The sequence below is a fragment of the Brenneria roseae subsp. roseae genome (assembly GCF_003115845.1).
GTDB lineage: Bacteria > Pseudomonadota > Gammaproteobacteria > Enterobacterales > Enterobacteriaceae > Brenneria > Brenneria roseae.
In genome coordinates, this window is record NZ_KZ819035.1 from 62,597 (window position 1) to 87,809 (window position 25,213).

The 25,213-nt window shown below is 52.0% G+C and carries 21 protein-coding genes, 1 tRNA gene and 1 pseudogene; 9 read left to right on the forward strand and 14 right to left on the reverse strand.

Going from position 1 to position 25,213, the window contains the following annotated elements:
- Positions 1 to 129: 129 nt before the first annotated feature.
- Positions 130 to 492, reverse strand: a complete 363-nt coding sequence (locus DDT52_RS17055; protein WP_136157421.1) for a hypothetical protein — start codon at positions 490 to 492, stop codon at positions 130 to 132.
- 241 nt (positions 493 to 733) lie between these two features.
- Here DDT52_RS17055 and gpt point away from each other — a divergent pair, with 241 nt between their 5' ends.
- The 7 genes and pseudogenes from gpt to DDT52_RS21285 all read left to right on the forward strand — a co-directional run.
- The gene (gene gpt / locus DDT52_RS17060; protein ID WP_109055738.1) at positions 734 to 1,192 is read left to right on the forward strand and encodes a xanthine phosphoribosyltransferase; all 459 of its coding nucleotides are present in this window, start codon (positions 734 to 736) and stop codon (positions 1,190 to 1,192) included.
- 248 nt (positions 1,193 to 1,440) lie between these two features.
- Complete coding sequence (gene frsA, locus DDT52_RS17065) at positions 1,441 to 2,691, forward strand: esterase FrsA (RefSeq protein ID WP_136157422.1); 1,251 nt, start codon at positions 1,441 to 1,443, stop codon at positions 2,689 to 2,691.
- Positions 2,692 to 2,815: 124 nt separating this feature from the next.
- Complete coding sequence (crl, locus tag DDT52_RS17070) at positions 2,816 to 3,190, forward strand: sigma factor-binding protein Crl (protein WP_136157423.1); 375 nt, start codon at positions 2,816 to 2,818, stop codon at positions 3,188 to 3,190.
- Positions 3,191 to 3,315: 125 nt separating this feature from the next.
- Positions 3,316 to 4,419, forward strand: a complete 1,104-nt coding sequence (gene proB, locus DDT52_RS17075; RefSeq protein ID WP_136157424.1) for a glutamate 5-kinase — start codon at positions 3,316 to 3,318, stop codon at positions 4,417 to 4,419.
- Between the two features lie 10 nt (positions 4,420 to 4,429).
- Positions 4,430 to 5,683 (forward strand): glutamate-5-semialdehyde dehydrogenase, encoded by a 1,254-nt coding sequence (proA, locus tag DDT52_RS17080; protein ID WP_136157425.1) that lies wholly within the window; start codon positions 4,430 to 4,432, stop codon positions 5,681 to 5,683.
- Positions 5,684 to 5,873: 190 nt separating this feature from the next.
- Positions 5,874 to 5,949, forward strand: a tRNA-Thr gene (locus DDT52_RS17085).
- A gap of 175 nt (positions 5,950 to 6,124) precedes the next feature.
- Positions 6,125 to 6,199 (forward strand): annotated as a pseudogene (locus DDT52_RS21285) (Arm DNA-binding domain-containing protein); the annotation flags it as partial.
- Positions 6,200 to 6,283: 84 nt separating this feature from the next.
- On the opposite strand, the gene hxlB reads toward DDT52_RS21285, so the two are convergent.
- The 7 genes from hxlB to DDT52_RS17130 form a co-directional block, all read right to left on the reverse strand.
- Entirely contained in the window at positions 6,284 to 6,844 is a 561-nt protein-coding gene (gene hxlB, locus DDT52_RS17095) for a 6-phospho-3-hexuloisomerase (protein WP_136157426.1), read from the reverse strand.
- 15 nt (positions 6,845 to 6,859) lie between these two features.
- Positions 6,860 to 7,612 carry an SDR family NAD(P)-dependent oxidoreductase gene (locus DDT52_RS17100; RefSeq protein WP_136157427.1) on the reverse strand — a complete coding sequence of 251 codons (753 nt, stop codon included), beginning with the start codon at positions 7,610 to 7,612 and terminating at the stop codon, positions 6,860 to 6,862.
- Positions 7,613 to 7,727: 115 nt separating this feature from the next.
- Entirely contained in the window at positions 7,728 to 8,372 is a 645-nt protein-coding gene (rpe, locus tag DDT52_RS17105) for a ribulose-phosphate 3-epimerase (RefSeq protein WP_136157428.1), read from the reverse strand.
- 18 nt (positions 8,373 to 8,390) lie between these two features.
- The gene (locus DDT52_RS17110; protein WP_136157429.1) at positions 8,391 to 9,644 is read right to left on the reverse strand and encodes a PTS transporter subunit IIC; all 1,254 of its coding nucleotides are present in this window, start codon (positions 9,642 to 9,644) and stop codon (positions 8,391 to 8,393) included.
- Positions 9,645 to 9,670: 26 nt separating this feature from the next.
- Positions 9,671 to 9,964, reverse strand: coding sequence for a PTS sugar transporter subunit IIB (locus DDT52_RS17115; RefSeq protein WP_136157430.1), 294 nt, complete (start codon positions 9,962 to 9,964; stop codon positions 9,671 to 9,673).
- Between the two features lie 20 nt (positions 9,965 to 9,984).
- Positions 9,985 to 10,464: a PTS galactitol transporter subunit IIA gene (gene gatA / locus DDT52_RS17120; protein ID WP_425591562.1), complete on the reverse strand. Its 480-nt coding sequence runs from the start codon at positions 10,462 to 10,464 to the stop codon at positions 9,985 to 9,987.
- A gap of 492 nt (positions 10,465 to 10,956) precedes the next feature.
- Positions 10,957 to 11,922, reverse strand: coding sequence for a sugar-binding transcriptional regulator (locus DDT52_RS17130; protein WP_136157432.1), 966 nt, complete (start codon positions 11,920 to 11,922; stop codon positions 10,957 to 10,959).
- Between the two features lie 301 nt (positions 11,923 to 12,223).
- On the opposite strand from DDT52_RS17130, the gene DDT52_RS21045 reads away from it, so the two are divergent.
- Both DDT52_RS21045 and DDT52_RS21050 read left to right on the forward strand, forming a co-directional pair.
- Entirely contained in the window at positions 12,224 to 12,427 is a 204-nt protein-coding gene (locus tag DDT52_RS21045) for a tail fiber/spike domain-containing protein (protein ID WP_247595579.1), read from the forward strand.
- A complete protein-coding gene (locus DDT52_RS21050) occupies positions 12,364 to 12,663 on the forward strand; it encodes a hypothetical protein (RefSeq protein WP_210732734.1) in 300 nt (99 codons plus the stop codon). The genes DDT52_RS21045 and DDT52_RS21050 overlap by 64 nt, the downstream gene beginning before the upstream one ends.
- A 377-nt stretch (positions 12,664 to 13,040) precedes the next feature.
- Here the strand turns inward: DDT52_RS21050 and DDT52_RS17145 are convergent, their stop codons facing one another.
- The 6 genes from DDT52_RS17145 to DDT52_RS17170 form a co-directional block, all read right to left on the reverse strand.
- Positions 13,041 to 13,382 carry a hypothetical protein gene (locus DDT52_RS17145; RefSeq protein WP_136157434.1) on the reverse strand — a complete coding sequence of 114 codons (342 nt, stop codon included), beginning with the start codon at positions 13,380 to 13,382 and terminating at the stop codon, positions 13,041 to 13,043.
- Positions 13,383 to 13,814: 432 nt separating this feature from the next.
- Positions 13,815 to 14,549 carry a hypothetical protein gene (locus DDT52_RS17150; RefSeq protein ID WP_136157435.1) on the reverse strand — a complete coding sequence of 245 codons (735 nt, stop codon included), beginning with the start codon at positions 14,547 to 14,549 and terminating at the stop codon, positions 13,815 to 13,817.
- Between the two features lie 16 nt (positions 14,550 to 14,565).
- The gene (locus tag DDT52_RS17155; RefSeq protein WP_136157436.1) at positions 14,566 to 17,316 is read right to left on the reverse strand and encodes a glycosyltransferase; all 2,751 of its coding nucleotides are present in this window, start codon (positions 17,314 to 17,316) and stop codon (positions 14,566 to 14,568) included.
- 18 nt (positions 17,317 to 17,334) lie between these two features.
- On the reverse strand, positions 17,335 to 24,372 hold the full coding sequence (locus DDT52_RS17160; protein WP_136157437.1) for a hypothetical protein: 7,038 nt from the start codon (positions 24,370 to 24,372) through the stop codon (positions 17,335 to 17,337).
- Between the two features lie 68 nt (positions 24,373 to 24,440).
- Entirely contained in the window at positions 24,441 to 24,926 is a 486-nt protein-coding gene (locus DDT52_RS17165; protein WP_136157438.1) for a hypothetical protein, read from the reverse strand.
- Complete coding sequence (locus tag DDT52_RS17170) at positions 24,923 to 25,213, reverse strand: hypothetical protein (RefSeq protein ID WP_136157439.1); 291 nt, start codon at positions 25,211 to 25,213, stop codon at positions 24,923 to 24,925. Before DDT52_RS17170 ends, DDT52_RS17165 begins: the two co-directional genes overlap by 4 nt.

Here is a 25,213-nt window from a genome sequence, read left to right on the forward strand (position 1 = left end):
GGAACAGAATATCACTTTCTCCCGGGAGCGGGGAAAATTGGCGTGAAAAACAAAAAACAGCGCGCCAGATTAACTGGCGCTGATATGGGCGATTTGATAGGAAAAAAATATGCCTGAAAAACTCACGATCTAAATAATATCATCCGGGTGAGGGTAGATGGTGATGCGATCGCCAATGGATAAGGCGCGATACTCGGTTTCCGATGTTTCAACCTGGTAGCGTTGGCCGTTGGCTTCGACATCCAGAATAAACCGTTCGTTTTCCAGCGTCGGAACGGGGACATAACCGTAAAAATTATCGACCAGCGTCAGCGTTTTTTGCGCCGGCTGATAATATCGGTGTACGATTTTCCCCTCCAGCGGTTCTGGCTTTTTCCACCGTGATTGGAAATGGGTGCTGAGTTCAAGGCAAAGCAATACGGTCAGCACAATGACTAAAATGGTTCCGATAACCGTGAGTTGATCTTGAATCAGGGTATACAGTGCTGTCATGGTCGGCTCCGTCTGGTTTCCGCTTTAGGTGTTTAATATATTTTTCCTCTGCGATCGTCCAATGTCATTTTGTACTGACTTAACACAAAATTTTGATTTGGACAGCGCAGATAGCGTGGAAACTCGGTTGTTAGGCTGAGAAATACTGGTTTTTATGTCGTTGGATATCTATAATCTCGCGCAACCTTTTTCCCCCTCAGACTCAAATTAAGCCAATTTCAATTCGGCTGGGATATATTTTATGAGCGAAAAGTACGTCGTAACCTGGGATATGTTGCAAATTCAGGCTCGCAAACTGGCGCAGCGTTTACTGCCGGCCGAACAATGGAAAGGCATCATTGCCGTTAGCCGCGGTGGGTTGGTTCCCGGCGCCTTGCTGGCTCGTGAGCTGGGTATCCGCCACGTTGATACCGTTTGCATCTCCAGCTATGACCATGATAATCAGCGCGAAATGAAAGTGCTCAAGCGTGCAGAGGGTGATGGTGAAGGCTTTATCGTTGTCGACGATCTGGTTGACACCGGCGGTACGGCCAAAGCGATTCGCGATATGTATCCGAAAGCGCGTTTTGTCACCATTTTCGCCAAACCGGCTGGCAAACCGCTGGTTGACGACTATATCGTCGATATCCCGCAGGACACCTGGATTGAACAGCCGTGGGATATGGGTGTGGTGTTTGTTCCGCCGTTGTCCGGCCGTTAATCGCTATCTATCGTCTATTCCAATGCCCGGTTCGACCGGGCATTGTTGTTTATGGCCGCCGGTTAACTGCTGAGTTAGCCTCTCGAGGAATAACGGGCCGTTTTATTTTTTCACCATTTTGATCTGAACGTGGGTTTCTGCGTTCTGCCGTTTGTCTTCACCATCATGAGTTCGTTACACTCTGATTTGTTAAATACGGTAATTGTCTGGTTGGCCGATAACGGCGGTTTACCTTAACGGAGGTTGCTTTGGCGCAAGCTAATCTGTCTGAAACCCTATTCAAACCCTCCTTTAAACATGCGGAGACATCCACGCTGGTAAGGCGGACGCGCCATGCGCCGGAAGCGTTGGGCGTGCATTACACGCTGGAAGGCGAGAAGACTCGCAACTGGTATCGCATGGTCAACCGGTTGATGTGGATCTGGCGCGGTGTTGATCCGTGGGACATTGAAGAGGTGCTGTCGCGTATCGCGGTGAGTAAAGCGGAAAGGAGTCGCGAACATTTACTCGATACCGTCATTGGCTACCGTAGCGGCAACTGGATTTACGAGTGGTCAAAACAGGGCGCAGGCTGGCAGCAGCGCGCGATGGACAGCGGTGATAGCGTGCAGAGCGGGCAGTATTGGCTGAATGCCGCCAACCTTTACAGCATCGCTGCCTATCCTCATATAAAAGGTGATGAACTGGCCGAACAGGCGCAGACGCTGGCTAACCGGGCTTACGAAGAAGCCGCGAAATTCCTTCCTTATGAGCTAAAAGAACTCACGTTTCCGATTCAAGGTGGCGGGTCGCTGACCGGCTTCCTGCATTTGCCTCCGCAAGGCAAAGCTCCTTTCCCGACTATTCTCATGTGCGGCAGTCTGGATATGTTGCAAAGCGACAACCATCGCCTGTTCCGGGATTATCTGGCGCCGGCCGGCATGGCGATGTTGACCATTGATGTACCCTCCGTCGGTTTCTCGTCCCGTTGGAAACTGGATCAGGATTCGAGCTTCCTGCATCAACAGGTGCTACGGGCGTTGCCGGATGTGCCGTGGGTTGATCACTGCCGTGTCGGCGCGTTTGGTTTCCGCTTTGGGGCTAATATCGCGGTACGGCTGGCCTATCTCGAATCGCAGCGTTTACGCGCTGTCGCCTGTCTGGGGCCAATGGTACATCACTTACTGTGTGACGCGCAGCGCCAGCAACAGGTGCCGGATATGTTTATGGATGTGCTGGCCAGCCGGCTGGGTATGCCATTTTCTACCGATGCGGCATTGAAAGTTGAACTGGGGCGTTATTCCCTTAAAACGCAAGGATTGCTGGGGCGTCGCTGCCCTACGCCGATGCTGGCCGGGTACTGGGATAACGATCTGATGAGCCCGAAGGAAGAGGCTAGCCTGATCGTCAATTCATCCGCGCAGGGGAAACTGTTGCCCATTAATTTTTCACCGGTCTATCAGAATTTCCACCGGGCACTGCAGCAAATTAGCGATTGGCTGGGGAAACAATTACGTTAGCGGCTGATATTCGTGGTGCCGGAAGCCTTTGGGTAAGGTCATTCCGTTGCCTCATTGTTTCGCCAAATTTTTGATAAATTGCCATTCTCTGCTAAAAAGAGTGTTCAACCTGAGGAGATTGCCGATGATGTTACCGAGTGGACACCCGAAAAGCAGGCTCATGAAGAACTTTTCATCGCTGGGGCCATACTTGCGTGAAGGACAGTGCGGACACCAACATTTTTTCTTTGATTGTCTGGCCGTATGCGTCAACGTAAAGCCTGCTCCTGAGAAACGGGAATTCTGGGGCTGGTGGTTAACGCTGGAAGATCAGGGAGATGCTTTTACCTATGACTACCATTTTGGTCTGTATGATAAAAGCGGCAACTGGCGTGAAGAGAAAATCAAAGATAAGGACGTAATGGCTCAGCTTGAAAACACCAGACAGGCCTTCCATGTTCGTCTGGAAAAAATGCTGCAATCGCTGGAACCCGCCTGTGCATTAATCACACGACCGTGATACTTCCCATCTGATCCCCCATTTATTCACAGGTTTTCGCGTTGAGCCTGTTGGCATAACGCGTCTGTCCTGTTACAACGTTTTTCTGATTTGTCTTTTTTATGACTTCTAACGGTAGAGAAATTATGAGCGGCAGCCAGACTTTGGTTGTGAAACTGGGCACCAGCGTGCTGACTGGCGGTTCTCGCCGTCTTAACCGTGCCCATATTGTTGAACTGGTTCGTCAGTGTGCGCAGCAACATGCGGCGGGGCACCGGATTGTGATTGTCACGTCAGGGGCGATTGCCGCCGGTCGTGAGCACCTGGGCTACCCGGAACTACCCGCAACCATTGCGACTAAACAACTGCTCGCGGCCGTGGGGCAAAGCCGTCTGATCCAACTATGGGAACAGCTGTTTTCCATTTATGGCATCCATATCGGTCAGATGCTGTTGACCCGTGCGGATCTGGAAGATCGCGAACGCTTTCTGAACGCACGAGACACGATGCGGGCACTGCTGGATAACCACATCGTCCCGGTAATCAATGAAAATGATGCGGTTGCCACTGCGGAAATCAAAGTCGGCGATAATGATAACCTTTCGGCGCTGGCCGCCATTCTCGCCGATGCGGACAAGCTGCTGCTGCTGACCGATCAGGCCGGGTTGTTTACCGCCGATCCGCGTAAAAATCCCGATGCGGAGCTGATCCGCGAAGTGACCGGGATTAACGACGCCCTGCGCAGCATTGCGGGCGACAGCGTATCAGGATTGGGCACCGGTGGAATGTCGACCAAACTTCAGGCGGCGGATGTGGCCTGCCGTGCGGGCATTGATGTGGTGATTGCCTCGGGAAGTAAGCCGGGCGTGATTGGCGATGTGATTGCCGATGTTTCTGTTGGCACGCGTTTCCGTGCGTTGGAAGCCCCGCTGGAAAGCCGTAAACGCTGGATCTTCGGCGCACCGCCGGCAGGTGAAGTCACCGTGGATGACGGCGCATTATCCGCTATTCTCGAACGCGGCAGCTCCCTGTTGCCTAAAGGCATTCGCGAAGTGGTAGGGAATTTCTCCCGCGGTGAGGTTATCCGTATTCGCAGTTTATTGGGGCGCGATGTGGCTCATGCGGTCACCCGCTATAACAGCGATGCGCTGCGCATGATTGCCGGACACCACTCCCAGCAGATCGCCGATATTCTCGGTTATGAATATGGCCCGGTGGCGGTTCATCGGGACGATATGATTATCAATTAAGGAGCAAGCCATGCTTGAACAGATGGGCAAAGCGGCAAAAGCGGCGTCTTATCAGTTAGCGGTGCTGAGCACGGCTGAGAAAGATCGAGTGTTGCAGACGATCGCGGATTTGCTGGAAGCGGAAAGCGCGACGATATTGACTGCCAACGAGCTGGATCTGGCCGATGCGCGTCAGAATGGCATGAGCGATGCGTTACAGGATCGTCTGCTGCTGACGCCTGCACGTCTGGCGGCGATTGCCGACGATGTACGTCAGGTATGCCGTTTAACCGATCCGGTCGGGCGAGTGATCGATGGCAGCATACTGGATAACGGCCTCAAACTAGAGCGTCGGCGTGTACCGCTTGGTGTGGTCGGCGTGATTTATGAAGCGCGTCCCAACGTCACGATTGATGTCGCTTCTCTGTGTCTGAAAACGGGTAACGCGGTCATTCTGCGCGGCGGTAAAGAGACATATCGCACCAATGCGGCGACGGTGAAAGTGATTCAACAGGCGCTGACCCAATGCGGATTGCCAACTGCTGCCGTTCAGGCGATTGAAAGCCCGGATCGCGAACTGGTCAATCAACTGCTAAAACTGGATCGCTATGTGGACATGCTCATTCCTCGTGGTGGCGCGGGCCTGCATAAATTGTGTCGTGAGCAATCGACGATCCCGGTAATCACCGGGGGCATCGGGGTATGTCATATCTATGCTGACGAGAGCATAGATTTTGACAAAGCGCTGACGGTAATCGAGAGTGCCAAAGTTCAGCGTCCCAGCGCCTGTAACAGCCTGGAAACCTTACTGGTTCAGAAAAGCATTGCCGCCGCCTTCTTGCCTGCACTGAGCAAAAAAATGGCGCAGGCTGGCGTGACGTTACATGCCAGCACATTGGCGATGCCGTATCTGACGGAAGGGCCAGCGAACGTTGTTGCGGTGGAAGAGGCTAACTACGATGACGAATGGCTCTCTAATGACCTGAACGTCACGTTAGTGGACGATCTGGATCAGGCCATCGCTCATATTCGTCAGCATGGTACGCAGCATTCTGATGCTATTCTGACGCGTTTCCTGAGCAATGCGGAGCGCTTTGTCCGCGAAGTCGATTCCTCGGCGGTTTACGTCAATGCCAGCACCCGCTTTACCGATGGCGGACAGTTTGGTTTGGGCGCGGAAGTGGCGGTTAGCACGCAGAAATTGCATGCGCGCGGCCCGATGGGATTAGAGGCGTTAACCACCTATAAATGGATCGGCTACGGCGAGGATCTGGTGCGGCCATAACCCTATTTTTTAATCCGCAAAGTTATAGGGATCTCTGTTATTAGTGTGGAAAATTATCAGAGAATCCCTATCTTCAATCCAGCGATTATAAAACCAGCAGACGATAGCCAATCGCTTGACTTGCCGTCTCATTTTCAATAGTTTGTCACCCCGTAGCTCATCGTCATGCATTCGCCAAGACGATCCCGAAGCCGATATAGCTCAGTTGGTAGAGCAGCGCATTCGTAATGCGAAGGTCGTAGGTTCGACTCCTATTATCGGCACCATCCTACCTATTTTAACGTCTCCCTAAGTCTACTCAAATACCCTTTAAACCCTTATAATACGCGGTTTCACGGCCCTTATTGTCTCTGCTCGTCTACTCACGTTCACAGAAATCTACGGTGAGTTGGGGGCATCGGTGGGGGCATATCGTGTTCGGTCTAAAGGAGATGCCCCCAGATGAAGCTCAATGCCAGACAGGTAGAGACTGCCAAGCCCAAAGAGAAACCCTACAAGATGGCTGATGCTGTTGGAAGAAAAGTCTTTTTTCATGCTGAATGGGAACCAACTACAAAAATACGGAAAAGGAAACGTCCCATACGGAACGTTTCCTCGTGGTTACTCAAGGTTAGCGTGTCTTTTAAACATGCCGTCGCTGGTTTCGCCAAGCAGGGCCATCAACTCGAGCACAATCGCGTCATAGGTGATAAAACACAGTTGCTCAAAAGCAGAACCCATAGGCTGGGAAAAGGTATTTTCCTGCCGGTCATTGTCTTCTTTAACCGTGCCCGGTAAAACAAGTACACTTTTTGCCAGCTTGCCGATCGTGGACTCTGCTTTCATGGTCACGAGTGCCACATCTACGCCGCAGGCCACTGATTTTTGTGCCAAACTGACCAAACTGCCAGTTTCTCCGCTGCCGGAACCAATAATGACCAGATCACCCGGCTTAGTATGAGGAGAAGAAATTTCGCCAACAATGCTCACTGAGAATCCCAGATGTAACAAGCGATTCGCAAAACCGCGGATCGCAATACCACTACGCCCAGCGCCCTGCAGAAAAATATGTTTGGCATTCTTGATTTGATCAACGAACTGCTCTGCCTGAGCATCGTCAATCTTCAGGGCGTTTTGCTGTAATTCGCTTAGAATATCGAATGTATTTTGTTGAACGCTCATTTGATTATCTCCCTCTTAAGCGATGGTGCGGCCGCCATCCATCAGAATTGTTTGACCCTGAATGTAGGCGTTGTCCTTATCAGCTAAAAAGATCGCCAGATTCGCCACATCGTCAATGGTGCCAAGACGGCGTACCGGGATTTTCTCCAGGACGGCATCCAGATCGGCTTGGGTTGGATAATTGACGCGCATCATTTCGCCTGTATCAATCAGACGTGGAGCGATGGCGTTAACGTTGACACCTTTAGGTCCCAGCTCTTTTGCCAGGCCACGAATCAACCCCTCGCCTCCAGCCTTACTGGCCGGGTAACTTACACCACCGCCAGTGCCTGAAAGCGCTGAACCGGAAGAGATATAAACAATAGAACCACGGTTAGTGGTGAAGTCGTTATAGAACGCTTTCACCGTATTGAATAAACCAGTAAGGTTAATTGCGATAGTTTTATTCCATTCTTCGAACGTAATATCGTTAACTTTATTAGCAAAAGCCACTCCCGCGTTTAATACCAGAATGTCAATGCGACCAAAAGTTTCAAAAACTTTCTCACGAACGGATTCTAATGCTTTAGGATCGGATACATCTGTTTTAACGAATAAGGACTTTACATTACCGAATGTAAGTTCTTCTGAGGTTTTCTTACCATTCTCTTCGTTATAATCGACGATAACGGTATGTGCACCGCGCTCAGCAAATTGCTTAGCAATACCTTTACCAATTCCGTGTGCTCCGCCTGTTACTAACGCGACTTTACCTTCAAAACTACTCATTTCCGTTTACTCCTCAAAGTCTCATAACAAAGGGGAGGATTAACTCCCCAAGTTGGTAATTTAAATTATTCTCAAAACAGCTCGGCAGGCGTTCAGGAATTTATATACTGAATAATTATTGAATTGCAGTTCTTAACGCCTGGTAACTTTCCTTTGGATTGTCATTGAATAATGCGCCCCCCACAATAATCAAATCAGCACCGGCGTCTTTTACCTTTTTAGCAATTTCAGGATTTATCCCGCCATCAACTTCAATCTGAATATTGCGCCCGGCAATCATTTTTTTTGTATTCTTGATTTTCTCCAGACTCTTTTCGATAAATGTCTGTCCAGGTTGACCGGGGTTAATAGTCATAATTAAAATGTAATCAATATCATCAAGGAGATATTCAATTATATTTTCTGGCGTGCCCGGGTTGAGAACAACGCCAGCTTTACGGCCTGCTTGCTTAATTTTCTGAATAATATAATGCACATGCGGCGTAGATTCGTAGTGTACCGAAATCATTTCAGCACCGGTTTTGATGATATCATCAATATGCCGTTCCGGATTTGCCAGCATCATATGTACATCAAACGTCATTGAACTTGCTTTTTTCATTGCCGCAATCTGGTTCGGTCCGAAAGCAATATTGCTTACGTAGGTACCGTCCATTAAGTCGACATGCAAAATTTCCGTTTTCTCTGCTTCCAGAAACAGAATTTCTTCCTGTAAACGTAAGATATTTGCACCAAAAATTGATGGTAGAATTTGTGCCATTTTAGTCAACTCCATTAATTAGTGAGTCACTGTACTCAACCAGTAGGTCAGAATTTCCCATGGGCCGGTTAATACGAAGTCCGTCCCCTGACCGCTCAGGCCGACGCCAGCACCGTTCAGGAATTGAGTTGCTCCAGGCGCTACATACCCACCCAGGTACATAACAACCACACAGAACAGCAAGGTTGAGATAATGGAGCGGATCACGTTTCCGTTACTTACCATGACCGTCATGGTCGTCATGTAAATAATTGACATCAGTACGCCGATCGGGAAGATCTGAATGCCTGGTAAAACCAGAGCGCAAAGCATTGTTAGTGGGATGGTAATGACGGTCACGGTCACTGTTGCCGGGTCGCCAAGTGCCAGTGCACAGTCCATCCCGATATTCAGTTCAGCATCTTTACCCATCTGCTTTTGCATAATTTCTTTGGCGCTCTTACCAATCGGGTTAAGCCCTTCCATGAGAACACCAACCACTTTTGGCAGCAGTACCATTACACCGGCAACGCCCATCGCCATTGGTACGATTGTGGTGATGGCTTGTTTGGTTAAAACACCGAGGAGGCAGCCTACAATGACACCGATAATTGCTGGTTCACCAAATACCCCCAGTCGTTTCTGAACACTCTCCAGATCGACATCCAACTTATTTAAGCCTGGGATGAAATCGATGATCTTATTGACCAGCCATGCGAATGGCAGTGTCCAGCCGATGTGGATCATCGTTGTACAAGTTGTTCCCTCCAGACCGTAATATTTCTGCCATCTTGGAGCAATCAAATCACCGATAAACAGTGCCGCAACGCTCAAAACCACGGCGACCCCCAGCCCCAGGAAGAAACTATCGAAGACAAAGTACGCAAGTGCGCCAGGAACTAAGAAGTGCATGTAGTTCCAGATATCCACATTCAGCGTTTTGGTCAGCTTCAAACGAACCAGAATCAGGTTTAGAATAATACCGATTGGGATAACCAACGCTGCAAATGGCGCCACCCACGCTGCGGCACCTACTGCCGGCCATCCAATATCGGCAACGGTAAATCCGCTGCCGATATTGGAGTAATACGCGATTGCTGGCTGAAGAGAAGCATTCAACAGGCCAACAACCAGACCTAAACCAATAAAACCAATACCTACGGTGATGCCCGACTTAATGGCAGCACCTACTTTCATGCGGAAAAGCAAGCCTAAAAGGAAAATAACAAGCGGTAATATAGCGGTTGCGCCCATGCTTGTAATTGTAAACATGATGCTTTTTAACATTTCCATTTAACCATCCCCCGTCTTTTTAGACTTTAGCTCTTAGCTATTTCAGTTAACAATTCGCCTAATTTCTCGCGAAGCGCAGCTTCATTAATCCCGGTAATAAATCCGGCTACGCTCATATGGGGTTTTCCAATATCACCTTTATAGTTATTGGTGGTTAACACCACATCAGCACTTTGCATTTCGGAAACTAATTCTGGCATGCTGCATTTATTGATCTTAAAGTTGGTAATACCGTATTCAGCACAAACCGATTTCACTTCATCAGCGGCCAAAGTGGATGTTGCTACACCGCTTCCGCAGGCTACGAGGATAGTAATCATGATAAGACTCCGGGTAATGGTTATTTAATTATCGTGTTAACGAACAGTGCCTTAGCTTCTTCTGCGGGAAGCTCCAGCATTTGGTGGTAAAAATCTGCCATCTGGAGGTGGTTAAACAGGGCCTTCAGTAACTGCAATTGATCAGAGGGATGGGTAACTACCAGATTGACAACAAGTCGAACCCACAATTTTTCATCCCCATCAGCCTGATTAACTTCGATGCCTTCCGGCAAACGGATAATGTAAATTGCCGGGCTGATTGCATGCTGGCTGTCACAGTGTGGAATGGCCACAGCGTAACCATCAAGTAAGATCCCGGTTGGGTAATCCGCTTCTCGTTCACGAAGCGCCTTCAGGTAGGTATCTTTAACAATCCCATCTGCAACATGTTTCTCGTAAATATGTTCTAGCACTTCATCGTAATTTTTAAATGCCGCACCATCCGCGACATTGATTGAAATTGCACCCACAGATTTCTCCTCAATGCGCCTATTGCTCATGTGAGCAATTAATTAATCACATGAGCAGTTATAGCACATCATCGATGTGCTGAAATGGAGAGCTTTCAAAAATTATATCTCGATCACATAAAATCACATACGCGCAATATAAATTTCGCTCATAAGAGCAAAAGTGGCAGTCAGCAATCATTGGGGAGTTTTATAATTTATTGATTTATAGGTTTTTTATAAAAAATGACATTTTGAGTAACTGAGGAAAGGAAAAATCGAATTCGCTCTTATGAGCAATAGTGTTTAGACAGTTTCAGTTGCAGGGGTTAACGGCGCAAATTATGCACCGTTATTAGATATTTAAAGATTTAAAATCAGCAGGTTATAACTGTAGTATGTTTCGATACCTCAGAAACACCTTCTTTATCAGCAATTTCATTGGTAATCAGCGCGGTAAACCTTAATGAAACGGGACAGACAACGAAAGAACACCATGCCGATATTGAGTAATACCGGAACGGCGTGAAGTAACTTCGGCCATTAATCCAGAAGTTTAATGGCCGTATCAAAATCAGTAATGAGTACATTCAGAAGCCCGGATTTGAGTGATGCAACAATCCCCTCATATTTTTCATCCCCTCCTGCGACACCAATGAGTTTCTTCGTTGCCCTCAGTTGATCCGTTGTGATGCCGAATCCAAGGCGGTTCAATGGGCTATCCAGTATCTCACCTTTGCTGTTCACAAGAGTAACGCACACATCGGCAGTGATATCCTTACTCATCAAAGCGTTGCGCCATGCCTCAGGGACGATATCGCACAAACTGGAAGAGCCGGTTTTCCACGCGCCAATGCCGGTGATGACGACATCCATACTGGAATAAAATTTCTGCGTGTCCAACACAGCCTGATCATCAGAAAGTTTTTTAGCCAGGCCCTCATCATCAACCCACATTGGGACATACATAGGGTGCGCTCTGCCTTGAGAAATGGCGGCAATTTTATGTATTAAGTCTATTGGCCCCTGGCTAAACTCAATTCCCGGATGAACACCTGAAAGCTGAACAACATCCAAAACAGGTAACGTGGTCAGTTGGCTTACAGCACTAGAGAGAACTCGTCCCCATGCGATGCCAAGCTTCATGTTTTCTTTGAGAGTCTCACTCAAATAGGTAGCAGTAATGCCACCCAACTTGACGTTTAATTGTTCCTGAGAAGACCATGATTCGGAAACAGATAGCACAACAGCATCCTGTAAGCCGTACTTCTTGCAGAGATTTTGAGCAATTTCTTCATCCAGAGCCTGTTGTTTTGGAAAGATAAATTTTACGTACTCCTGCTCGATAGCTTCATCAATAAGACGTGCTATTTTGAAGCGCGATACACCGAGTTCCTCAGCGATTTCGATCTTTGTCTTCATCTCGGAGAAGTAACGTTTGACGACAAGAGAGTATATGTAGCGTGGATCGTAGTTTCGTAGTTTCGGATTTTTATTCTCTTTTGACATACAGATTATCCATACATAATGAGAGGCATCATTGATCAATTGAGTATTCGGCTCAGATGCAATACTCAAAAGAGTACACTTTTTCACGCTCATCAGATATGGTGGCTGAATGGATTTTTCTGTTCTGTGATGTATAACCATTTGCAAAACTAGCTATGGGACGCACGAGTTTGTATTAAAAGGCCCACGGGGCCAGTGCCCGACAGGTAAACTCAGGCCTTTGATTTGTTCTTATCACCACTGGATAGCCTCTGAACAGGGCAATACTGTCCAGAATTCGTTCACGAAGAAGTCTTTTGCGCTGGGTAATCCCCTCCGCAATCCTAACGAAGTTCTCTTCAGCGAAGGCGATGGGGAGTATTACCGATGGGACGGATCGTTGCCCAAAATCGTCCCCCCCGGTTCGACACCCGAATCAACCGGGGGGGTTGGAAATGGAGCATGGAAAGGTGTTGTGATGCCAGCCTTCGTGCAAACCTTGGTTCAAACGAGGGCGCCGCGTTAGTTGGCTATGATCCGGAAATAGAATATACGGCGAATTCTGTTGGTAAGGCGATCGGGCCATTTAAAGCCGAAAACGATATGCATGAGATGACTAAAGAAGCGCGAGCGGCGGTGACCTACGGTATTTATGATTTCTCTGAATATCCTGTAGATGCAGGTGCGGCCGCCAATTCCGTAATTACTCAAATTCGAGGCGAGGCTGACCCGCGTACCCTGATATTGCGGGTGGCACGATAAGGATTCCCCGCGGGAGGTTAACCAGCAATACCCCTATCGATATTAATATTACCCCTGGTGCTGGCGGATATGGAGCGGGAGTATCTACTGTTGACGTTATGGTGAATGGCCCCGGTGCCCGGCTACGCCTGCATGGTGATAACGTACTGCCAAATGGTTGGCTTGCAGTAAATCAAGGATATATTGATTACGTCCCTGTAACGTTATTAGCGAATAAGATTATCCCGCTCAATACCGGGGGCGGTATTTGCGCCCTCAAATCCACACAGGGATATTCAGTGCGCTACGCGGGTACTGTGACGGTACAAACAAGATATTAACTAATGTAATAAATAAAATATAAATCAGGCATTGTTTTTATTATCCGCTATACATATTTATGGCTGAATATGTATAGCGGATAATATGTCTTCAATATGCTTTTTTGCTCGTTTAAGTAATAACGTCTTTTCATTTTCGTAATATTTTTTATCGATTAGACGCTCTTTAATTTCCCTGTATGACTTTAAATGCTTACGGAATTCTTCTTTTTCATTCTGGTCCAAACATTTGATGACGTTTTTAATCACACTGAATTGAACCTTTTCCGCTAAGTTAAGTTCCCCGACATCAAGTTCTCTGTGCCTTTTTTCAAAAAACAGGACCAACGGCTCAACGAGTCTGTTTCTTTCCCTCTTCTGTTTGTTTTTTTTATATATTATAAAAACAATATAAAACATGACTGTTAATATAATAATGGTATATATATACAGTTTAGCCCCCAGTACGACGTTGACGTTAGTTCATTGTAATCAATAGCTATTTTACCAGAATTAATTCTGCAGATCCAGACAGGTTTTATTGTTTAAGAGGTAATGATCACTAAATAGTGGACATGCTGCTAAGCGAATAAAATCGTTAACAGGTGAACCATGACACAAGCAAAATCCGTGAAGCAAACATCCGTAATAAATACACGACAGAGTTCCGTCAGCAGGCTATGGCCCACGCCGACCGTATCGGTGTCGCTAAAGTTGCCTCGCCTGCATGAATCTTAACTCTATGTCACTAGCGTTCGAATCGGTGAAGGCTTTTCAAGCCAACCTTTGACCGTGACGCGCTCGATGATGACGAGCGCACCTATCCATTGGTAATTTCGGGCCTCTACCGGTTTATTTCAGCAGCCCAACCAACTGATTGATACCGTCCAACGCCTGTCGCCAACTGGGCATGTCGTCCCAGCATCCAGGAGCGGTGGTTTCTTTAATCTTCAGATCGGGCACATCGTTAATCAGAAATCCGCCGCCGCGAAGGTAGAATCCCTGTAAGTCGCAAATCCGGCTGAATTTACCGGCGTCAGGCGTCATGAAATCAGCGATCTTCTTCAGGTCGGCGCGCGTTTTCGCCAGGCTGGCTGAGGAGGTACTAAAGCTACGAATGCTGCTGGCCAGTTCCGGGATATGACCCGCGTTGATCTCATCGTCAATATTGACGAATTCACTTTGGTTGACCCAACTCACCAGATAGCCGGCACATTCCTTCGATTTTTCTCTGGCGCAGTTTAATGGCGTCAGGATATCGGTACGAAAATCGACGGTTGCCAGCCCGGCCTTCTTAACATTAGACAGATTCGTTATCTCTTCTGTAATCAGCGCCTCGCAGCTTTTGTCCTCGCTATAATCGGCTTTCTGACAGACTAACAGCCCAATAGTTGGAATACTTTTTAACTGGCAGGCCATTTTATCTTCACCAGAGGGCGTGCTGGAGCAAAACGAGCCGTAACTAATATCAGGTTTAATTTTATTAATTTTTGCCGCTGCCTGAGAAAAATCATCGGCATAACTACCAGCTGAACTGGCGAGCAGAATGGCAGCCAGACTGGGACGGCAGAAGTGGGGTATTTTCATCGGGTGGCTCCTTTGATCAGGGTTGAAGCGTTTTTTCCGGTTTCACCGCGGGTGTGGCGGCGATCTGTCCGGCACGGGTTTCGCAGATATGCTTAATCACTTCCAGTACGGTCTGACTTAGTTCGTCCGCCAGCAGGCTGAACGGGCCAAGATCGATGGCTTGCGATTCAGGCTGTTGTACAAAGCGCAGCGCATCGCCATAAAAGTCCCGCAACCGTTGCGCCAGGGCCTTGTGTGACGGCGGATAAACGATTGCCTGTTGTCCATCCCAGGGGGCTGAGTGTTGTCGGGGAGCTGGATATTGCTGGTTAAATGTTGTGGGGTGGCGCGCCGCCCGCATACGCCGCAGCAACTGAACATTGTCGCGGTAATGGGGATTGGCGGCGATGTGTTCTCCCTGGCGGCAATAGCCGGATGACATCGGGTGGTAAAGGTGATAGAGCACCCGCTGCCTGTCTCCGGTGTAATCGATTTTGCCCAGCACGCTGACCTTGTGGAACCACGCGTTATCTTCGCCGCCCCAGCCCTGAAATTGTTCCGGCATGCCGCCGTGCTGCATGACGAAATCAGTACGCACCAGTACCGCTCCACCTTGTGCGCCTTTACGGAGTTGATGTTCCGGCGGGCAATCATCAGGTGCGCGTTGCCCGAGCTGAACCTGCTGACTGTCTTCCTGCGTAAGGAAATACACCGTATTCCAGGTAATCAGACAGTCGAGCTGCCGCATTTCGCACTCTTCCCGCGCCTGCCGGACAAAATCCGGTGGTAATAGCAGATCGCTGTCCAGCCACAGCAGATGCTGCGTTCGCACAAAGGGCAGAGCAATATTCATCGCACGTGATTTGCTGAACGGTTTTTCGGTCAGGGCGAACAGATAATCGTCGGCCAGCTGTGAGGCAATGGTCTGCGCGTTGGGATGCTGGTCCAGCTCCACCACAATCACGCGGCGCACGTCGGTCTGGTTTTTCAGCCTCTTCAGGACGGCTTGTAGCTGCATCAGCCGTGATTTACCGGCAAAAGGAATGATAACGCTGACTCCGGTACTGAGATTAGGCTGGGTTATTAATCGCGCTAGCGGTGCGGTGAGGGTGACTGAGGGGGCGCTATTCGGCTGCTGCCGGCGTACGGTTTGCATTGCCGGGCGATCCTTCCCGAGAGCTTGCTGTAGCGCTGGCAGCCAGAACTGTCGCCACTGTGCGGAAAAATCCCAGTGCTGCTGGAGCCAGGTGCGGTTGCGCGCCCCAAGTTCACTCAGGCGCTGCGGGCCGAGTTTAATCAGTTCCGTCAGCACCGCTTCCAACGTGTCGAGGCTGGCACAGACAAACGGCGAGGATGCGTTGCCGGTACACTGCTGTAACACCGCGCTGATGTCGCTTTTTAATCCCAATCCGTTGATCACTACCGCCCCGGCCGCCAGCCCTTCCAGGCTGTTGCGGTGATAGCTGCCGGTCACGCATTCGTCAATCACGATATGTGCGCGGCGTTTCATCGCCATCGACTGACTGAAGCTGACCTGACCGGACTGGATGGTCAGCAGTTGTAACGGGTAGTGCCGCGCCAGCCGTTTTAGTATCGCCATCGTGCTGTGATAGCCCTTCGAATGCCAGTACAGGCGGTGGCCGGCAGGGTATTCGTCGTGTCTGACGCTGGGCGTGTAGGCAATGGCGATCGGCGTCTCTTTTTCCGCGCTGTCGAACAGCGGATTCCACAGCGGAACCGGATTAGGCACTGCGCGCCATTGCGCAAATTCCGGTAGCGATGCCTGATACTGCGCAACAACCATGCCGGGCATGCCGCGGTTAACAAACTGCTGATTCACGTTCCGCATGTAGTTGTGGGCGAGGGTGATCACCGGTTTGTCTTTGAAAATCGCGTTGTGCTGTGGGGCGGTATAGCCGTTATGCACGATGACCAGATCGGCAGCCTCCAGCAGCGATCTGGCTATATCGGGCTGTTGTTGCCATTCCACCTCGCGTTCAAATTGCACCCCGTTGCCGTATTGATGGGTGGCCCAAACGGTGCGGCAGCGGTGCGGTGTACAATGCTCGATGCACTCGCTTAACAACTTTGGCACCCCGACCACCGGCGTAGTTGCATAGGAGACGATATTCAGCGATTTGGTGCTTTTAGCCTGGCGGGCAAACTCCGCCAACGGCTGATAAGGCAGAGTATCCACCGCGCTTGTCGCGCTGAGATTGACGATTTCAACACCGTGGCGGGAACTGGCTTCCGCCAGCCGGGCGTACTCCTGGCGAATATGTGATAGCTCACCGCTGAGTGAATGCCGCCCGCTTTGCGCAAAAAAGTGATGCTCGGTGAAATCGACGCCGATCAAACCGATGCGCTTTGCCCCCATAAAAATCGCCAGACATGCCGCCACATAGGTTGAGTTGCGCGTATACGGCAGCGAGTGAGTATCGCTGACCTCGACTCCACCGCGCTGGCCCAGCAGAAAGCGCACTATATTAGGATGACTGATGCCGAGTTGCAGGTGGGTGAAAATCGCCTGTGCCTGCGAACTGGCGATGTGGGTAAAACGTTCCTCAGTAAACTGATGGCGGCCGTTGAGTACCACCAGATAATCAGGGTGAAATTTGCGCCCGATATCGTTGACGCCGATGGTGGTGTAATGTTCAGCCTCATGCAGCTGGTTGAGCGAACTGCCGCAGCCGCACACCAGAATACTTTCCCCCGCGTGCCGCTGATAAAAGTCGGCAAAACGAGTCGGAATAGTGTGATTGCTGAACAACGGCTGTGTATTTTCCATTACCAACTCCCCCGATCGTCAGTTAAATACCACGGGAATGTTATTAATCTGCACCAGTGGCAACTGCTGGCCGTTCACCGAACCGAACAGGGTGAAGGCGAATTCCATCCGCGCCTGTACCGCCGGCTTTTGAGGGGGGCGCTGATACCACTGCCAGATTTCTTCCGCCACCATGTCGGCGATGGTACCCGGCGAGGCGCTGTCCAGCTCAAGAGCATTGATCATCAGGACCGGTGACTCCACCAGCAGATCGGAGCCGGGGAACAGTGCATAGGCGTAGTTGGCCTGCAGATTAATAATCGGATTAATGCCCAGATCGCCGACCGCCGTCAGCGGCGTCATGATCTCCCGCAAGATCTGTTGCAAGACGACGAGGCTGATAGCGCCGACATGGACCTCCGGCAGGCTGTCGCGTTCGATCAACGGGATCATCGCGTTCGGGAAGTGGATTTTGTCCGTCTGATAGACGAATAGAGGGTTGGTTTCCTGCTGCGGCACCAGATCGTCGTTGCGCACGGTCCAGGCGGTAAACTGCGCATTCTGATAATCGAGGATCGCCAGCGGCTCCCATCTCAACACGGTGGTGGAGAATTCGGGCGACGGTGTCAGCGTATGGTTTAATACCCACCAGCCGTCATCCAGCACAGCCTGGCTACGGTCCGGGATCCACGGGCTATCATCCGCCAGTTGGAGAGAGGGCCAGATTGCCGGATTTTGCCCGCCCTGCTCGGTCTTGGCCCGCAGTTGCAGGGTCGTACCGCTGAAGCTGAGGCAGAAATGGTCGATCTCGCTGACGCTGGCCGCGAGAGACATCGGCGGATTCCAGTTGGCGGGCCAACTGGTCGCCACGTCATTGGCCAGTGTGCAGAACTGCTGAACGATGTCGGATGCGCTGCCTGACTGGCTACCGTAAGCCTGTTGCAGGATGCTGTCTAACTGTGACGACAGTTCCGGCCAGGCGAGGGTAAAGCGGGCCAGCGCCGCGAACAGCCGATCCAGCAGCTGTGCGGTTTGCTGATGGCTACTGAGCTGCATCGTCTGGTCCGCCGGCACGTTGCGGATGAAATCGAAATAAAACCGATCCTGATCCTTCAGATCCAGCGAAACCTGCACCTGATAGCACCACTGCAGTGCCTGCGCAATTTCATCGGCTAACGAGCCGGGGCTGGATGACGGCGAACTCATCGCCACCCCGAGACCTTGCTGGGAAACCAGCATCGGCAGCGGTGGTTCGAACGGCAGTGGAATCGGGATCGTCGCCATATCCTGTGGCGAGCCGACAGCGGTAATCGGCATCACCAGCGGCGCGCTATCCGGCAGGACAAATTTCAGCCAGGAGCTGGGTACGTAGCCGTGCTGTGATTCATCCGGTTCGAAATCATGTTGCAGATAGCTGACCTGGTATTGCAGCGGTAGCGCAATGCAGGACTGATCGCCAGGTTTCGCGACCGTCAGCAGGCTGGTGGCCCACTGGGTGCCGGTAGCCAGATCCAGCGTCACCGGTGTGAACTGATACAGCTTAGTATCGTCGCTGCCGTTCTGCGGTGATCCCTGCGAAGGTTGTTGCAGGCTGCCGTACAGCTGCGGTGCCTGCTGTGGGCTGACATTGTCGGCAATCCCGTGTACGGTCACGTTCGCCGGGGTTTGTATGATGGTGGAAACGGTGTAAGCGCTCGACAGATTTTCCAGCAGCGCCTGCTGCAGGCGCTGCTGCGCGGCGGTAATATCCCCCGTACTGCGGTCGGCATCTTTTTTCAATATCGCCACCAGCCCGGAAGGGATAGATTTTGCCAGGGTTTGCTTACTTTGCATCAGCATATCGTAATAGCCGGTGTGGTTCTGCTCATCGAGTAGCGCGACGGCGACCCCCATCTGCGGCGACAGGAAGGTATCAAAGGCGCTGAAGAAGCTGCTGGCCCAGGCATCCATATCCACATCGTTATACTGGATGTTATCGACTGTGCCGCTGCGCGGGATGATATTGAGCGGGCGCAACGCGAAATAGAGCGGATCGTTGGCGAAGCTGACGCTGAATCCCTGGCTTTCGCTGAAGCGAACTGACCACAAATCCTGGGGCCTGCTGCTGTCGCTGATTTGCGCGCCCGCACGCTGCGCCAGTTTCAGCATGCCGCCCTGACCATCGAAATTCGAGAAAGCCTGCTCGAAGTAAGTGGCAAATACGCTGATGTTGATATCGTTACCAGCCGTGTCGACGGAGGGAGAGTTAAACTCCGACGGGGATAACTGGGCAAACAGCGGATAGCTGACCTGATAAACCTGCGGTAATTTTTCCACCACGCTGCTGTCAACCAGATCGCGCTCGCGCCGGGCGTTAATACACACGCCAATATCGACGATATCGTGCACCTGCTGCGTCAGCAGCGTAAACGGAATAGTAAAGAGAAATGCCTCTGTCAGCTCGCCGTCGGGAGAATCGACCGGCGCCACCCCTGACGGACTACCGTGAATATACCCGTCAATGTAGTCGATAATCTGGCTGGCGAAGCTTAGCAACGCCGGTTGCGGATCGTCGGGAATCGCGTCATTCAGCAGGCTGCAGGTGAGTGAGAAATGCGTGTTGGGATCGTTTAGTTGATCAACAATACGTTGATATTTATCACGCATATTGTACCACGGCGAGCGGTTGTCATCGCCCGGTGACGTGAAGCTGTCCGCGATGTTCGGGCTAAACGCCAGATCGATATGCAATAATGCATTTCCCGCCGTGCCGGGTTTAAAGTAGAAAGCGCTCTGTAACCCCGGCCATTCTCCCAGCGCAATGAGCGGGTCGCTGTAATAAGGCGTAAAGCTGTCGCTGTGTCCCTGCGTCAGCGGGTTGCCATACATATCGCACAGTCGGAATGACAGGCAGGCCTGCTGGCCGATGACCGCATAGGGATTACTGTTGCCTTTGCAGAACGGAGCCAGCGGGACCAGTTGCTGGAGTTGCCACATGGCATCCGGAGAGGATGAATTGCCGTTGTCGGTGGGACCGACCGGCAGGCTCCATACCGACTCGCGGTACGCTGAGCCGTCATCGACGATGCGGTACTGCATCAGGTGATACAGATGGCTGACCGGTATTGATGGGGCAGGAGAGGGATCGATGGCCGGAGTCCAACTGGCGGCGAAGCCAATATTTCCCGGCGCGTAGGTGGATTGCCAGGCATACAGCGGCTCACCGGCGGCATCGTACAGTTTGCATACCAGCGCGGCGATCTGGCTATTTGCCGCTATCCACAGGCTATTATGATACGGCGCCAGCGTGAGCGTGCTGGCCGTCTGGCTGTTGAATTCCACGACGATCATAAAATCGGCTGTGCCGGAGCCGCTGCCCGCAACGGTTTGCTGGGTCGGGTCATCCGGCGAGCTGTTCGAGCTGGCGGTATCGGCAAACAGCGCCGCCGGCAGCCCCTGACCATCCTGGGTGCGGTAGTGCAGATAATAGCCCTGCGCGCGCACTACGCTCAGTTCCCAGACCAGGCGCAGGAAATTTTCCACTTCGCTCAGTAGAGCGGCATCGCTGTCAGCAGGCACGGCGGCCAGCATCAGGCTGTGCATCCGGCTGACCTGTTCCACCTGATTCAGCGTTGACAGATTCATCTTGGCCAGCAGCACCAGCGGGTCCAGTTCGTCAGACACCCATTCAGAACCACCCGGCGGCAGATAGAGCAGGCGAATGCTGGCGCCGGAAAGATCGGCTTGTAGCGCCTGATAGATCAGCTCGCGAGTGGCTTCATCGGTGCCGTTCAACTGATAGATATTTGGCTGTACTGTGGTCTGCGGCGACGCAGGAGAACCGCCTGAGCTTGCCGCCGTGGCGGTCACCTGGGTCAGCGACAGGCGGATTTGCAGCGTGGCGATGCCATCGACGGCGGCGCTGGCAACGTCCTCATCATATTCACTTCCCTCCAGACTCAACTGCAGGCGGGCCTGTTGCGGCGGCAGTCTCAGCAGCGCCTGCAGGCGGTTCAGCAACGGCTGCGGGAAGTTAAACATCGTCCGTGCGCTATGGCTGGCATTCCACGCCAGACTGTTTTTCAACTGATAACCCAGCGGCGCTGAAATCGCGGCGGGCAGTGGCTGCACCAGCAGCGTATCCGCCGATACCGGGTCGGGGGACGCAGGGGTACTGTGGAAAACCCACTGCGGGTCCGGGTTATCCGGCAGGGTGGCCGGTAAATCGAACTGCGCGCTGGCATTTTCGGGGCTGGCACCGGCAAACTGAATCCAGTCTGCGTTCAGACCGGGAGTGAAACTCAACGTGGCCTGAGCGTCGTCCGGGCTGCCGCTCACCGCGTACTGCTGGCCGGACAGCGCATACAGTGCCGCGGTCGGGATACCGGTAATATTTTGCGGCGTGACGTCTGGCGGCACCTGCGCCGGGTCCGGCAATTGCAGGCCTGACATCAGATAGCGTGAACCGAAACCGGCAATGCTCCAGTAGGCCAGATGGTCCAGCAGATAGTTTAATTCCTGCGTCGGATTACTGATGAGGTATTCAGCGCTGAGCGAAGTCAGCGCGGCCAGCGGATTATCGGGGTCAATGCCAGCGGCGGCGGTCTGCTTCGCCCAGCGTCTCAACTGCGTTTCCTGCTGTTTCTCGTACTGTTGCGCATCCTGAATCAGCGTGGAGAGCGTATAGCGGGCGATCATCAGGAAATAATCGCCGAACAGATAGCTGACCATACTTGGGCCATCAGGCGGTGAGGCCTGCGCCAGTAAGCGGCCGTTTTTACTGCCATCCGGCACGGCGGGTCCGATCAGCCCCACATTTTCAAAATAGAATTTAATCGCCGCAGTGTAGTTATCCGGCGTCGGATTGAAACGGGAGAAATCAACGCTGCCGCCACCGGCCTGCAGACGTAAAACATCGAACATCGGCAGTACGGCGGCGGTATCGAACGGTGATTCACCGGCACTGACGCCGCGAATAGTGAAGCACAGCGTATTGGCGAAAAACGCTTCCAGATTGCTGACAAATCCCGCTCTGCCGCCAAAAGCCGGGCCGGGTTCATTGCTGCCGCTGCCGAGCATATCCGACAAACTCTGCAAGGTGGCCGATAACGGTTGGTCCGCGTCTGGCGCAGGGGCAAAAGTCAGTAGCCATTTCACCAGTTTGATAATCAGCACTTCGTAACCGCTGGCCGCACCGGGAGAAACCAGCGGTGTCTGGTTTGGCGCCGGACAGTCCATCACCAGCGAAGCGATCAGATGCACTCTGGCCTGCTGCTGTTCGTCCCAGACCACGGTGGGTTGCAGTACGAACGCCACGTCCAGCCCGGTCAGCGTTGAGCGGGCGTTGTTCCAGCGCGCATGCGGGGCAGCGCCTGCACGGAAGCGTAACGGTTCATGCACATCGTGCAGTGGGCGCAGAGCCTCCGCCAACTGTGAGCGTTGCAGTGCGGCGTACTCTTTGGCGCTGGCGAGCATTTTCCGCCAGGCCTGCGGGGTCGATGACATGACATTCAGACCGGGCGCAAGCGGGCCATTGAGCGAAGCCGGGGCGCCGTGACCAATATGGAAAGTATGGTTTACCGTGGTATGGAAAGAGAGATGAATGGTGAAAAAGATCACCTTCAGCGATACGCTGACGCTCACCGAGGCGGAGATCGGGATTACCGTCTGATAGCCGGTTTCAAACGCCACCCCGGCGCTGACGCTGAAGCTGACCATTACCGAGGCTTTGATAATCGCCAGATCGACACAGCCCTGTAACACCACTGAAATGGAAGCGTTGCCGGCAAACCAGTAATGGTCGGGCTGGTTGGCGATAGAACTGCCGCCGCCTGTCGGTTTCCACGCCAGCAGCCCCTGAAAACTGGCGGAAAGACTGACCGCCAGGCTGGCGCTGAGCGGACCGGCGTTAATGCCGATCCCGGCCGTGACCGCCACGCCAATGCCGAATTCCAGAATCGGATTGTAATTGACGCTGGGCAACGCACCGGGATTGTCGCCGCTGCGTAATTTCGCAAAGTAGAAACCGGCCCAACCGGTGAGAATATCGAAAGAAATACCGATCGAGTTGTTGGGGTTAACCGGCCAGCCAACGTTGATGCGGAAATCGCCGTTGGTGTAAATCCAGGCGGAAAAACCGGGCAGGATCAGAATAAAACCTTCCAGCGGAATGCGCCGCATACCGTAAGGCAGCGTCAGCGCGCCGTAGTAGACTCCCAGATTCGGTCCGAGTTTTTGATAGAGGATTTCGAACAGCAGCCCGCTGAAGAACGACGGTGGGCAGGTCATCGGGATGCTGACCTCAAGGCCGTACATCGCCGGGTCATTAAACAACACGCGCAGGCGCAATTCACGCAGCTGCATATCCGCCGCAATAAACCAGTCGCGATCCGGCTGATAAAAATCACGTGCCAGTTGGGTGATAATGGTTTCCGGGTCGCTGCCCACCAGTTGGTTTTCCAGTTGCGTGAAAATGGCCTCCATCGGATTGCCGCTGCCAATCACCTGCACCGTCGGGCCAACGCGCTGACCGATGCCGAGATAATGCAACTGGAAGGATGACACCGAGTTTTGTGCCGGAAGCGGGAACGGGAAATTCACCAACTGCTCTTTGCTTTTAGCCGGGCTGCCCGCGGCGCCCAGACTGTTACTGCTGCTGACCGGGGTTTTGATGCGGGCTTTTACCGTCAGGCCATCGCCCGCGCCGTCATAGCCAATCATCAGCCCGATAATGGTAATGTCCGGCTCAATGGTGATGTCGAACGATCCGGCATTGTAATGCGTTCCCAGATGCAGCGCTTCTTCCAGCGTCAGTTGCAGAAACGCACTGGTGTTGCCGGTCGTGCCGTCAGGGGTGATCCATAGCGAGGGAATAATCCTCACGTCCATAATCTTTTGCCAGGGACCGGGCGGAATGGTGGGCAATGCCACGCCGGTCACTGACTTAAGCTGCTCGCTGAATGTATCCCAGATATCGTTGATAGAAATGGACTCTTGCGTCTTCAGTGAAAACGAAAAGGGGCCCCCCGCCACTCGCAGATCCACGTCCATCGGCACACCAAACGCGCGACCTGCAATTTTCAGAATGATATCAGTCATAGTCAGCCAGCCGGTTAGAGGAGGTGAGGATTACGCCACAACAGCTAAGGTCAGAAAAAAATCAGCCTTTACGGACTCGTCGGGCTGCCGGACACAGGTTCTGTTGAACCGATCTCAACACCGATAGTTTCGAGGCTCAGCACATTAAGAATGTTGATGGGTTCCAACGGCGTCATGGTGACGCCGAAGCGGTACTCACCCGTGGCGGTGTTGACGGACAGCACCGTGATGGTGATGACGGCAGACAAAATGCCATTAAGCGCATCTTTGATATTTTTCACCACCAGCGGCGTGTCGGGCAGTTTGTCGATCATGCTACCAAGTTCTTCTGCCGTTAACGGAACACCAAATGTATCGTGCAGCCAGTCAAGAAAATCATTGATGCTACCCAGCGCGACGGGCTGCGCCAGTTGAAAGTTGATTCCTTTCTTGATGTTGTCGATATCCTGGCTGCTGATCGCAACGGATTGCCCGTTAATGAGAAACGAGCTGCTGATCGCCACTGTTACTGGATTAACCGTGGGAGACGCTGTTACCGCCAATTTAGTCATCATGCCTTCCTCTTGTGGATTAAGGGGTTACTGCCGGTTTTTTCGGAATCGTGAATTTCGATCCGAATGTTGGTTACGGTAAAACGACTGCCTGCAAGAGGTTGCCAGTCACCCTCGACCTCGATGATTTGCGGCAACGGGCCGGAAGCGGGCATCCCATTAACGTTTTTCTGCCACAGCGCCACCACCGACTGCACCCAGCCCTTTAACGGTAAAATCGGCAGGGACAGGCCATAGTGCTGGTTCAGCCAGAGCATCACATCGTTGACGACTTTTACGGTTGTTTTCAT